At 70.9% G+C, this 12774-nt stretch carries 8 protein-coding genes; 2 read left to right on the forward strand and 6 right to left on the reverse strand.

Annotated features, from left to right (window positions below; translation table 11 throughout):
• Positions 1-92: 92 nt before the first annotated feature.
• Complete coding sequence (gene gltX, locus TMZ1T_RS09680; protein ID WP_012585272.1) at positions 93-1511, forward strand: glutamate--tRNA ligase; 1419 nt, start codon at positions 93-95, stop codon at positions 1509-1511.
• Between the two features lie 340 nt (positions 1512-1851).
• On the opposite strand, the gene TMZ1T_RS09685 is transcribed toward gltX, so the two are convergent.
• The 5 genes from TMZ1T_RS09685 to lysS form a co-directional block, all read right to left on the reverse strand.
• Positions 1852-2292 carry a phasin family protein gene (locus tag TMZ1T_RS09685; protein ID WP_012585273.1) on the reverse strand — a complete coding sequence of 147 codons (441 nt, stop codon included), beginning with the start codon at positions 2290-2292 and terminating at the stop codon, positions 1852-1854.
• Positions 2293-2429: 137 nt separating this feature from the next.
• Complete coding sequence (locus TMZ1T_RS09690) at positions 2430-3092, reverse strand: response regulator (RefSeq protein WP_012585274.1); 663 nt, start codon at positions 3090-3092, stop codon at positions 2430-2432.
• Positions 3089-4213 carry a PAS domain-containing sensor histidine kinase gene (locus tag TMZ1T_RS09695; protein ID WP_012585275.1) on the reverse strand — a complete coding sequence of 375 codons (1125 nt, stop codon included), beginning with the start codon at positions 4211-4213 and terminating at the stop codon, positions 3089-3091. Before TMZ1T_RS09695 ends, TMZ1T_RS09690 begins: the two co-directional genes overlap by 4 nt.
• Positions 4210-6144 (reverse strand): bifunctional tRNA (5-methylaminomethyl-2-thiouridine)(34)-methyltransferase MnmD/FAD-dependent 5-carboxymethylaminomethyl-2-thiouridine(34) oxidoreductase MnmC, encoded by a 1935-nt coding sequence (gene mnmC, locus TMZ1T_RS09700; protein WP_012585276.1) that lies wholly within the window; start codon positions 6142-6144, stop codon positions 4210-4212. The genes TMZ1T_RS09695 and mnmC overlap by 4 nt, the downstream gene beginning before the upstream one ends.
• A gap of 64 nt (positions 6145-6208) precedes the next feature.
• Positions 6209-7750, reverse strand: coding sequence for a lysine--tRNA ligase (gene lysS, locus TMZ1T_RS09705; RefSeq protein WP_012585277.1), 1542 nt, complete (start codon positions 7748-7750; stop codon positions 6209-6211).
• Between the two features lie 323 nt (positions 7751-8073).
• Here lysS and TMZ1T_RS09710 point away from each other — a divergent pair, with 323 nt between their 5' ends.
• Entirely contained in the window at positions 8074-9870 is a 1797-nt protein-coding gene (locus TMZ1T_RS09710) for a methyl-accepting chemotaxis protein (protein ID WP_012585278.1), read from the forward strand.
• A gap of 107 nt (positions 9871-9977) precedes the next feature.
• Here the strand turns inward: TMZ1T_RS09710 and TMZ1T_RS09715 are convergent, their stop codons facing one another.
• Positions 9978-12770, reverse strand: a complete 2793-nt coding sequence (locus TMZ1T_RS09715; RefSeq protein WP_012585279.1) for an AAA family ATPase — start codon at positions 12768-12770, stop codon at positions 9978-9980.
• Between the last annotated feature and the right edge of the window lie 4 nt (positions 12771-12774).

Below are 12774 nucleotides of genomic sequence, written 5' to 3' on the forward strand. Positions count from 1 at the left end.
CAAGAGCCTGGGGCGGGGCCTCTTCCGCGCACCGGCTGGCCAAGCGACCCGCCTGATCCCCGAATTCAAACGAAACACGACCGAAAGCAACGATGACCTCCGCTTCCCGCCCCGTCCGTACCCCCGTGCGTACCCGCTTCGCCCCCAGCCCCACCGGCTACCTCCACATCGGCGGCGCGCGTACCGCGCTGTTCTCGTGGGCCTTCGCGCGCCGCCATGGCGGCACCTTCATCCTGCGCATCGAGGACACCGACGTCGCGCGCTCCACGCCCGCGGCGGTGCAGGCCATCCTCGACGGCATGCAGTGGCTGGGCCTGGAACATGACGAAGGCCCGTTCTACCAGATGCAGCGCATGGACCGGTACAAGGAGGTCATCGGCCAGATGCTGGCGGCCGGCACCGCCTACCACTGCTACCTGTCGCCCGAAGAACTCGATCGCCTCCGCGAGGCGCAGCGCGAGCGGGGCGAGAAGCCGCGCTACGACGGGCGCTGGCGTCCCGAAGCGGGCAAGGTCCTGCCGCAGCCGCCCGCGGGCGTGCAGCCGGTGGTGCGCTTCCGCAATCCGGCCGAAGGCGTGGTGAGCTGGGACGACCTCGTCAAGGGTCGCATCGAGATCGCCAACGCCGAGATGGACGACTTCATCATCGCGCGCGCCGACGGCACGCCGACCTACAACTTCTGCGTGGTGGTGGACGACTGGGACATGGGCATCACCCACGTCATCCGCGGTGACGATCATGTGAACAACACCCCGCGCCAGATCAACGTGCTGCAGGCGCTCGGCGCCGAGGTGCCGCTCTATGCCCACCTGTCGATGATCCTCGGCGACGACGGCTCCAAGCTCTCCAAGCGCCACGGCGCGGTCAGCGTGATGCAGTACGACGAGGAAGGCTATCTGCCGGAGGCGGTGATCAACTACCTGGCGCGCCTGGGCTGGAGCCACGGTGACGATGAAATCTTCGATCGTCGGCAGTTCGTCGAATGGTTCGACCTCGACCACATCACGCCCTCGGCCGCGCAGTTCAACACCGAGAAGCTCAATTGGCTCAACGCGCAGTACATCAAGAAGGCGGACGACGCCTTCCTGGCCGCCGAGGTCGCCAGCCGCCTCGCGCGCCGCGAGGTGAACCCCGAGACGGGGCCGAGCCTGGAGGCGGTGGTGGCGCTGTACAAGGACCGCGTCGCCAACCTCAACGAACTGGCGGATGCCGCGGAGTTGTTCGTCGCCGACGTGCATCCGGCACCGGAGGTGGTCGGCCAGCACCTGACCGACGTCGCCAAGGCCGCCCTCGCCAGCCTGCGTGGCCGCCTGGCCGCAGCCGAGTGGAACAGGGCCGCGCTGAGCCAGGCGATCAAGGACACCATGGCCGAGCATGGCCTGAAGATGCCGCAGGTTGCGATTCCCCTGCGCGTGGCGGTGCTCGGCGTGCCCCAGACCCCGGCGATCGACGCCGTGCTGGAGGTGCTCGGCCGCGGGCGCGTGCTCGAGCGCCTCGACCGCCGCCTCTGAACGCAGCCGCAGGCGCGAGTTCGTGCGCCGTATCGCGACTTGCGTCGCTCCTACACGCCCCCTTGGAACGACGTGTGGGAGCGACGCAAGTCGCGATCATGTCGGCGCGGCTGCGACGGGTGTCGGCGGGGCATTGCGGGCGCGAATCGCGACTTGCATCGCTCCCACAGGCGCGTCCGCCAGGGCAGCGGGCTGCGTAGGCGTGACCCCAGCGGTGTGCGTAGGAGCGACGCCAGTCGCGATTGCAGCGGTGAAAGCGGGCGCGGGCGCGTGTCCGTGCGCTGCTCCCGCAAAAACAAACCGCCGCGAGTGCGGCGGTCGGGATGGCGGTGCAGGGGGCTCAGGCGGCCTTGCGGATGGCGCGGCTGCGCGGCTCTTCGGCGGCTTCGGACTGGACGACCTCGACGCCGCCCAGCTTGCGCGCCTGTTCCAGCATCGACTGCATCGAGGCCTGGAAGTCCTCGAAGTGGCGGCTGCCGAGTTCGAGCAGCTCGTTTTGCGCGCCCGACACCACCTCGTTCACCTGCTGCAGGTAGTTCCCCAGTTGCTCGAGCACCTGACCCTGGGTCTCGCGCTGCTTCGCGAAGCCGGCCTCCAGGTCGCTGCCCGGTTGGGCGATCGGCGCGGCCGAGGCGGCCTCGCACAGCGCGCGCGCGGCGCCGAAGTTGAGCGCGCACAGCTTCTCGGAGGCGTCGAGCGCGATCAGGGCATAGGCCTGGAACTGCTCGAAGCCGTTGCGGGTCGAGTGGGCGAACTGCTGGAAGGCCGGATGGGTGTTCATGGCGAAGTCTCCGCTAAAGGATGCCGGGTGGATCTCTCAGCCTGTGATGTTAAGCGGCCCCCCGTTTCGGGCATATACAGCGTTCGCAGTGTTTGGACTACCGGTTTCAGGGTAGTCGCGGATGCGGGCGGAGGCGTTCAAGCCGCGCCGCCCGGGCTCGCGCTCGGGCTGATGCCGCTGTGGATCGCGTAGCGGGTGAGTTCGGCAACGTTGTGCAGGTCGAGCTTGCGCATCAGGTTGCGGCGGTGCACCTCGACCGTGGAGGCGGCGATGTGCAGGCGATCGCCGATCTGCACCGAGGTCAGGCCTTCGGCGATCAGCTGCAGCACCTGGCGCTCGCGCGCGGTGAGCCGGGGTGCGGCGGCGTACACCCCGGGGCTGTCGCGCAGTGCATCCGCGACCGTCGCCGCGACCTCGGGGCACAGGTAGCTGCGCCCCTCGCACACGGTGCGGATCGCGCGCAGCAGCTCGTCGCCGGCTTCGCCCTTGGTGATGTAGCCGCGCGCGCCGGCGGCGAGCAGGTCGGTCACGAACTGGCGGTCGGCGAAGGCCGAAAGGCCGATCACGCGCAGCGCCGGATGGCGGGCGAGCAGGCGGCGGGTGGCCTCGATGCCGTCCATGCCCGGCATGGCGATGTCCATGCACACGAGGTCGACCGGCTGGGCATCGGCGATCGCGAGCACCTCCTCGCCACTCGCCGCCTCGGCGACCACTTCGAGCTCCGGGTCGCGGGCGAGCAGCGCCCGCAGCGCGTGGCGGAACATCTGGTGGTCGTCGGCAAGCAGGATGCGCAGGCTCATCGGTTCGTTTCCGCGGGGTGGAGCTCGGCGGGCAGCCGTACCTCGATGACGGTGCCGTCGCCGGGGCGGGTATACAGTCGGAAGTCCCCGCCGGCGAGCTCGACGCGCTCGCGCATCGTGATCAGGCCCAGCCCCGGGGTGCTGCCCGCTTCGCCGAGACGGGAGAGGTCGAAGCCGACGCCGTCGTCGCCGATCTGCAGCAGGACCCCGCCGGCGCAGCCGCCGAGCCCGATGCGCACGCTGCCGGCGCGAGCGTGCTTGGCGCAGTTGGTGAGCGCCTCCTGCACTAGGCGGAAGCAGAGCGTCTGCGTCGCGCGGGAGAGGGCGCACGGGGGGCTGCCGGACGCAGCGTCGACGCGCACGTCCAGCCCGGTGCGGGCGCGGAACTGGGCGACGTATTCGCGCAGTGCGGGTACCAGGCCGGCGTAGTCGAGCGTGGCCGGGCGCAGGTTGGTGCAGATCTCGCGGATGCCGGCGGTGGTGTCGGCGAGCAGGGCCGAGGCGTCCTCCAGCAGCGGGGCGAGCTCATCGCGGGCGGATTCGGGGAGGGCGTCGGCCAGGCTGGAGAACAGGATCTGCAGCGCGGCTAGGTTGGGGCTGGCGCGGTCGTGCAGCGCGCTGGCGAGTTCGCGGCGCTCGCGCTCCTCGATCTCGACCAGGTGGCGGGAGAGCTCTTCGAGGCGTTCCAGATGCTCCAGGCGCTCGGCCTCCAGGCGCCGGCGTTCGGTGATGTCCTGCACCGTACCGTACAGGCGGAACACGCGCCCGGTCTCGTCGGCGACCGGCACGATCACGGTGAAATGGCGACGCTCCTCGCCCGAGGGCAGCAGGACCTCCTGCTCCAGGGCGCAGCGTCGGCCGCTGTCGATCGCCTCCCAGAACAGGTCGCGGGTGCGATTCGTCGACTCCAGGCTGAAGTAGCCGAGCGCCTCGTTGAGGTCGGGCACGCCGAGCGCTTCCGGGCGCTCGAAGAGGCGGAAGAGTTCGCGCGACCAGTACATCCGCCCGGTGTGGCGGTCGAGCTCCCAGTCGCCGACACGGGCGAGGTCCTGGGTGGCGGCGAGGCGGAACTCCGCCTTCTCGAGCGCGCTGCGCAAGGCTTCGAGCCGGGGCGACCTCATTCGCGCACCGCCGTCCTGGCAAGCGGGCGCAGCACGAAGCGCGCCGGATCGATCGCCTCGACCAGGTCGCGCTCGAGCGGGGCGGGGTCGCCTTCGAGCGCGCTGGCGAGCAGCTCGGCGGCGAGCACCGACCACACCAGGCCGCGCGCGCCGTAGCCCGAGAGCGCGTACAGCCCGGGCCGGCGCGGCAGCTCGTCGAGGCCGCGGGCGGCCGAGGCGGGAGGCCGGTCGGGCAGCGGGAGGGCCCCGACCATCGGCAGGCGGTCGGGTGAGGCAGGCCGGAACCCCACCCGGCCATCGAGCCGATCGGGGTCGAAGCCCGCGCCCAGGCCGGCGCCGAAGCCGGGAATCATGGCTTCCAGGCGCTGCAGGTTCTCGGCATGGTCCTGCGGGCGCAGGCCGGGGTCGGGGTCGTCCACCGCGAAGGTGGCGCCGGCGCAGCGCAGGCCGTCCACCGCCGGGCTCACGTAGCCACCGCGGCACACCACCACCCGCGGCGCGCTGCCCGCGACCGCGGGCAGATGGGAGACCTGGCCGCGCGCGCTCACCACCGGCAGGCTGGCCTGCTCGAAGTCGGCGATGCCGGTGCCGGGCGCGAGGATCGCCACGGGGGCGCTCGCGATCGTGCTGCCGTCGGGCCCGTGCGCGTGCCAGGCGCCGCCGTCGTACCCGAGCCGCGCCACGGTGTGGCCGAAGTGCCCACGCAGGCGCCCGCCCGCCGCCTCCAGGCTGGCCGCACACAGGCTGGGCGGCTGCACCCAGCCGCTGCCGGCGAACCACCAGCCGCCGTTGGCGACCGCGCAGCCGGCGATTTCCGCCGCCTCGTCGACGCCGACGAAGCGCAAGTGTTCTGGCGGCAGCGCGAGGCGTTCGACCACCGCGCGCATCTTGACTTCCTGTGCAGCGTCGCGCCCCAGGTGCAGCACGCCGCAGTCGTCGGCGCGCAGCGCCAGGCCGCGCGCGCGCAGCTGATGAATGCGCCGCCAGGCGTACAGGCTGCCGGCGCGGGTGAGCCGGCTCATGCGGTTGTCGTCCAGGCTGGGCAGCGGGCGCAGCACGCCGGCGAGGTTGCCCGAGGCGCCCGTGGCCGGCGCAGGGGCACGGTCGATCAGCTCCACCGTCCACCCGCGCCCGGCGAGGCGCTCGGCCACGGTGCAGCCGGCAATGCCGGCACCGAGCACCAGCGCGTGGCGACCGCTGGTCGCGGCCTCCGGTACAGCGAGCGGGCGGGCCTCGCGTGCGAGGCGGCCGCGCAGCATCTGCCACTTGGTGCCGAAGCCGGGCGCCTTTTCGGTCGTGAAGCCGGCGCGGCGCAGGCCTTCGCGCACCTGGCCGGCGACCGACCAGGTGGCGAGCGTCGCGTCCGGGGCAGCGAGGCCGGCGAGCAGATGGAAGACGCGCTCGGACCACAGCGCGGGATTCTTCGCCGGGGCGAAGCCGTCGAGATAGAGCGCGTCGGCGCGCGCGTCGATGCGCGCGAGGCCGTCGGCGGCATCGCCGAGGAAGAGCGTCAGGGTGACGCGGCCCGCGTCCAGGTTCAGTCGGTGCAGCCCGGGCGCGAGCACCGGCCACTGCGCGCGCAGCTCGGCCGCAAAGGTGGCGAGCTCGGGCCAGGCGGCGTGGATGCGGGCGAGATCCTCGCGGCAGAAGGGGTGCAGCTCGCAGGAGACGAAGTGCAGGCGGGCGCTGCGGCAGGCATCCTCGCGCCACGCCGCCCAGGTGGCAAGGAAGTTCAGTCCGGCGCCGAAGCCGGTCTCGACGATGGTGAAGCGCTCACGCCCCTGCCAGCGCTGCGGCAGGCCGTTGCCCGCAATGAAGACCGCGTGCGCCTGGCCGAGCGCATTGTCGCGCGAGTGGTAGACGTCGCCGAAGGCGCCCGAGTACAGCACGCCCTCGGGCGTGCGCTCGAGGCGGGCGGGATGGATCGGCATGGCGAGGGCAAGCACAGGGCGCCGGCGCGGAGCGTGGGGACGCTCCGCGCGGCGGACGCCGGGATCAGAGCTCGGGTTCCGGGATGACCAGGCCCGCAGCGGCCTCGGGGCGCATCTGCGGGAACAGGATCACGTCGCGGATCGCCGGCGCGTCGGTGAGCAGCATCACCAGGCGGTCGATGCCGATGCCGCAGCCGCCGGTCGGGGGCAGGCCGTATTCGAGCGCGCGGATGTAGTCGGCGTCGTAATACATGGCCTCCTCGTCGCCCGCTTCCTTGGCCTCGACCTGGGCGCGGAAGCGCGCGGCCTGGTCCTCGGGGTCGTTGAGCTCGGAGAAGCCGTTGGCGATCTCGCGGCCGACGATGAAGAGCTCGAAGCGCTCGGTGATCTCGGGGTCGGTGTCGGACGCGCGCGCCAGCGGCGAGACCTCGACCGGGTAGTCGATGATGAAGGTCGGCTCCCACAGCTCGGCCTCGGCGCAGGCTTCGAAGAGCTGCAGCTGCAGGCTGCCCAGGCCGCCCGGCTTGACCTTCTCGCCGAAGGCGACGATCTTTTCCTTCAGCCACGCGGCGTCGGCCAGTTGTTCCGCGGTGAAGCCCGGGTGGTACTTGCGGATCGCCTGCACGATGGTGAGGCGGTGGAAGGGCTTCGACAGGTCGAGCTCGCGGCCCTGATAGACGAAGGATTCGGTGCCCAGCGCCTCGCGCGCGGCGTGGCGGATCAGGCCCTCGGTGAAGTCCATCAGCGTCTTGTAGTTCGCGTACGCCTCGTAGAACTCCATCATGGTGAATTCGGGGTTGTGGCGCGGGCTGAGACCTTCGTTGCGGAAGTTGCGGTTGACCTCGAAGACCTTCTCCAGGCCGCCCACCACCAGGCGCTTGAGGTAGAGCTCGGGCGCGATGCGCAGGAAGAGCTCCATGTCGAGCGCATTGTGGTGGGTGGTGAAGGGCTTGGCCGCGGCACCGCCCGGGATGGGGTGCATCATCGGCGTCTCGACCTCGAGGAAGCCGTGGCCGGTCATGTAGTTGCGGATCGACTGCACCATGCGGCTGCGCGCCACGAAGGTGAAGCGCGACTGCTCGTTCATGATCAGGTCGACATAGCGCTGGCGGTACTTCTGCTCGACGTCGGTGAGGCCGTGGAACTTGTCGGGCAGCGGGCGCAGGCTCTTGGTGAGCAGGCGGATCTCCGCGGCCTTGACGGTGAGTTCGCCGGTCTTGGTCTTGAACACCGTGCCCACGCAGCCGACGATGTCGCCGATGTCCCAGGTCTTGAACTGGGCATAGACGTCCTCGCCCACGCCGTCGCGCTGCACGTAGAGCTGGATGCGGCCGGAGAGGTCCTGGATGGTGACGAAGCTCGCCTTGCCCATGATGCGCTTCAACATGATGCGGCCGGCCACCCTGACCTCGACCGGCGTCGCTTCCAGCGCCTCGGCGTCCTTGTCGCCGTAGAGCTCGTCGAGCTTGCCGGCGGTGTTCTCGCGCGAGAAATCGTTGGGGAAGGCACCGCCGCTCGCGCGCCAGGCGGCGAGTTTCTCGCGGCGCTCGGCGATGAGGTGGTTTTCGTCCTGGGGCTGGGGCGTGGTCTGCGTCTGGTCGGACATGATCTGGGTGTCGAAGCTCTGAAAGGGGATGCGCCGCAGCGGGCCGCGTGCGAAAGGCGTGATTGTGGCAGGGCCGGCAAGGCGGGGCAATTGCGCAACGCGCCCCGGACCCACGGAATCTTCTGGAGATGTCCGCGAATCCGCGGTCCCGCCCCAGGATCGTCCCCGTTTCGAGAGTCTCCGGCAGGCGCGACGCAAGTCGCGATCGGCTGCGGCGGCGTCCATCCGCAGCATGAGTCGGTGATCTCCCGGGCCCGATCCTAAAGTCCCCATTGCGGGGACCGATAAGACAGAGGTCGATTCAAACTCCCCGCGGAACCCCCATGAGCACCTTCCGGCAAATGTACGAAGGCATCGAGAAGACCTTCTGGAACTCGCTGACCAAGAAACTCTTCAGCTTCCTGCTGTTGTTCGCGATCAACCTGGGCTATCTCGTCATCTGGCAGGACCGGCGCGAGGCCGTGGAGAAGGCGCTTGCCAAGGGTACGGTGGCGCCGGAGGTCCTCTCGTCGGTGGTCGCGACCTTCGACGCCGGCCTCTACGCGATGCTTGCGCTCTCGGCCTTGGCGCTGGCGATGCTGCTCGGCCAGATCCTCTATCTGCGCCACCTGGTCGTGCGGCCGATCCGCGTCATCACCGCCATCTTCGACGAGATCGCGCGCGGCGAGGGCGACTTCTCCCGCGACCTCCCGCTCACCACGCACGACGAGCTGCGCGAGCTCGCGGCGAGCTACAACCGTTTCGCCGCCAAGATGCGCGAGATCATCGGCAAGGTGCGCTCGATGAGCGTCAACATCGCACGCGAGGCGGTGCAGGTGAAGCTGGGCGTGGAGAACTCCGCGCGCGATGCGCAGCGCCAGGGCGACATGACCGACACCGTTTTCGAGGCCAGCACGCGCTCGACCGAGGCGATCGGCGAGGTGTCGGTGAGCGCACGCGCGATCGACGCCTCTACGCTGCGCAACCTCGAGATCGCGCGCGAGTCGCTCGGCGAGGTGCAGAACGTCGCCGCCAAGATCCTCGCGGTGAGCGAGAAGCTGCAGCGCTTCAACCACACGGTGGACGAGCTCTCGCAGCGCTCGGAGAGCGTCAAGGAGATCGCCGCGCTGATCCGCGAGATCGCCGACCAGACCAACCTGCTCGCGCTCAACGCCGCGATCGAGGCTGCACGCGCAGGCGAGGCCGGGCGCGGCTTCGCGGTCGTCGCCGACGAGGTGCGCAAGCTCGCCGAGCGGGTCAACAAGGCCACCCAGGAGATCGTCGGCAACATCAACGGCATGCTCGAGCTGGTGGGCGACACGCGCGCCGAGAACGACGTGATCAACGACGACGTCGAGCAGACGCGCGACGTGGTGACGCGCTCGGCCACGCAGTTCGAGCACATGGTGGGCGAGTTCGAGCGCACCGGCGGGCAGCTCTCGCAGATCGCCGCCGGCATGGCCTCGCTGACCGAGACCAACGCCCATGTGCACGCCAACGTCACCGACATCCACCGTCTGTCCGCCGAGGTGGCCGGGCGCATGGAGAACTGCGAGCAGCGCACCCTCGCGCTCACCAAGTCGACCGAGGCGGTGCAGGAGCTGGTGTCGCGCTTCAAGATCGGCACCGGGGTCTTCGACCTGCTGGTCAACGAAACGCGCGGTTTCCGTGACGGCGTCCAGGCTGAACTCGAGCAGATGGCGGCTGCGAGGGTGGACGTCTTCGATCGCACCTACCGCCCCGTGCCGGGCAGCAACCCGCCCAAGTTCCGCGTGGCCTGGGGCGAGGAATTCACCCGCCGCTGCCAGCGCCTCCTCGACGAGAGCCTGGAACGCGCGCGCGGCGCGGTGTTCGCGGTCGCGGTCAATACCGACGGTTACCTCTCCGCGCACAACAGCCGCTACTCGCAGCCGCTGACCGGCGATCCCGCCAAGGATCTGGTCGGCAACCGCACCTGCCGCAAGTTCGAGAACCCCGCCGAGCTGCGCGCCGCGCGCAACACCGAGCCGATGCTGCTGCAGACCTACCTGCGCGACACCGGCGAGGTGCTGTGCGACCTCGCCATGCCGATCGTGATCGGCGGGCGCCACTGGGGCAACGTGCGCGTCGGCATGCCGGCCGAGGCCCTGCTGGAGCGCTGAACGAGCGCCGTGTTCGCGCCTGGCGGCGCTCCTGCGTGAAACAGCGCCCCCTGCAGGAGCGGCGCAAGCCGCGAACGCGGCCGCAGGGTGCTCGACGGCCTTGTCCTTCAATCCACCGCGCGCTGCAGCACCCCGATCGGCGGCGCCCAGTCGGTGCCGGGCTGCTTCTTGCGCGTGACCAGCGTGAGCTGGGCGGGCGCGAAGACGTTGGCGTTGTGGGTCACCGGCGTGGTGATCAGATACTGCGCGCGGGTGGCGCGCAGGAAGGTGCCGACGCGGTCGATGTTGGCGACGTCCAGATGTGCGAAGGGCTCGTCGATGAAGACGAAGCCGCCGGGGCGGGACTCGTCCATCAGCAGGCCGATCAGCAGGATCAGCGACTTCATGACCTGCTGGCCGCCCGAGGCCTCGCCGTCGTTGAGGCCCACCGCGCCCTTGCGGTCGAAGTCGAAGCGCACCTCGAGCCCGGCCTGGGCGAGCGAGAGGTCATCGTTCTCCAGGTGCGGGGTGGGGCAGTCGACGCTGACGTTGGCGAGCTCGCCGAGCGCCTTCAGGTTCTTCGCGTACTGGCGCACGGTGGCGCGCAGCTTGGCGATGTAGGCGGCGCGGGCGTTGTCGGAGTGCAGCCGCGCGGTGGTGCAGTAGCCCTGGCGGTTGAGGTAGTCGCGCTCGCGCAGGGCGACGTCGGCGCCGAGACGGTCGCGCACCACCAGCACGGCGGGGTCGGTGATCCACTCGCCCTCGTCGAGGTGGCGGCGCAGGCGGTCGAGCTGCAGGCGGGCGCCGCGGGCGTCGCCGTATCTTTCGGCGAGCAGGGCCAGCTCGCCGGCGTCCAGCCAGTGCGCCGGCATGCCGCGCCGGCGCCGGCGCAGGGCGAGGATGCGCTCGGCCTGGGCGCGGCGGCGCGGGCCGTGCTCGCGCGCGATGTCGGCCAGGCGCAGGTCGATCGCCTTGAGTTCGCGGGTGCGGCGGTCGAGCTCGATCTGGATGCCGTTCGCCTTCTCGGCGAGGCGGTCGATCTCGCCGCGCGTGTCGCTGCGCTCGGCGATCGCCTCGGTGAGCGCCTTGCGCGCGGCGGGCAGCTCGGCCTCCGCGCTGGCGTAGGCCTCGGCGCGGGCGGCGAGCAGCTGCGCCGACTGCAGGCCGAGCAGGCGCTGGCGCAGCGTGGTGAGGCGGGCGCTCGCGGCGTCGAGCCTGGGGCGCAGGGCCTGGAGCTGCTTGTCCACCCCGCCGATCTCGTCCTGCAGCGCGGCGATGCGCGCCTGGCGGGCGAGCTCGCCGAAGTGGAACTCCTGCGGCCGGCCGAGGTGGCGGGCGCCGCGGCGCTCGCGGTGGTAGCCGTCGCGGGTGATCCACTCCTGCTCGCGCGGCAGATCGCGCGCGGCCTCGGCGTCGTCGACGCGGCGGATGCGGTTCAACAGGTCGGCGAGCCAGCGCGGCACCGGCGCGCCGAATTCCACCACCTCGGCGAGGCTCATCGGGCGCGGCGGAGGTGCGCTCTCGCGCTCGGCCACGATGAAGTGGCGGAAGCGCTCGCGCTCGCCGAGCGCCCAGGCGGCGTGGCGGTCGGCTTCGCGTTCGAGCAGGACGAGGTGGCGGTAGGGGCGCAGGATGGCTTCGAGCGCGGCCTGCCAGGCGGGGTCGGTGACCTCCACCACCTCGGCGAGGCTGCGGTGGGCGATGCCCTCGGCGCTCAGCCGGACGCGGAAGCGCGCGACCTCGGCGTCCCCCGGCGCGCCGGCGCGGTTACGCTCGCCGCGCAGGGTCTCGCTGCGCTCCTCGAAGGCGGCGACGAGCTCGCGCTCCTTGCGGCGCAGCGCGGCGAGCGCGGCGTCGGCCTCCTCGTGCTCCTTCTCCAGCGCCACGGCGTCGGCGCCGTGCTCGCTGGCGAGCTGGGCGCGCAGCATGTCGCGCTCCTCGAGCAGCCTTTCGAGGTCGCGCACGCGGTCGTGGGCGGCGAGGTAGCGCTGTTCGGAGGCGCGGTCGTCCTCCTTCAGGCGCTTGCGCTCGGCCTGCACGGACTCCTGCTCGGCGCGCACGATCTCCAGGCGCTGGCGCGATTCGCGCTGCTCGACGAGCTTGTCGGCGCGCTCGTGGCCGACGCGGAACAAGGTCTCGCGCTCGGCGGCGAGCGCGCGCTCGAGCTCGGCGATCTCCAGGCGCGGCACGATCCCGGCCTCGAGCGCGTGGATCTCGTCGGCGAGCTGTTTCCATTCCAGGAAGCGGTTGGCCTCGGCCTTCTTCTCCTCGGCCTGGGTCTTCAGGCGATCGAGGTCGATGCCGAGCTCGCCGAGCTCGCGCTCGGCCGATTTCTGCTCCTCGCGCGCGGCCTGGTAGTTGTCCAGGACCTCCTTGTCGCCGAAGACGTCGAAGACGAGCTCGAGCAAGGCCTTGGGCGAGTATTCGCACAGCTTGTCGGTGTCGCCCTGCTCGAGCGCCAGCACCTTGGTGATCGCCGGGGTGAGGCCGCCCCAGGCCAGGCGGTGCTGGTAGTCGCGCAGGCCGATCCAGTCGTTGGTGGCTTCCAGCGCCTCGATCGGCTGGTTGCCGTCGACGATGGTGTAATCGCGGATCCAGTCGCCGCCGGCCTTGCGGATGCGGCAGGCGAGCGTGACCTCGTCGGCCAGGCAGGGGAAGAAGGGACGCTTGCCGGTGTGGCCGGGCTGGTTGGCGACCACCGCGCGGATCCACGCGAAGCTGCGGTCGGCGCGGCGCACGTAGCGGCGGAAATCGCGCTTGCCCGAGCAGCGCAGCGCGAAGAGGGTGCGCAGGGCGTCGAGCAGCGTGGTCTTGCCCGAGCCGTTGGGGCCGACGATGGTGATGATCTGGGCATCCAGCGGCAGCGTGAAGCGCCGCCAGAAGTCCCAGTGGACGAGCTCGAGGGTCTTGATGTGGAACATGGGC

It is taken from the genome of Thauera aminoaromatica (assembly GCF_000021765.1).
Taxonomy (GTDB): domain Bacteria; phylum Pseudomonadota; class Gammaproteobacteria; order Burkholderiales; family Rhodocyclaceae; genus Thauera; species Thauera aminoaromatica.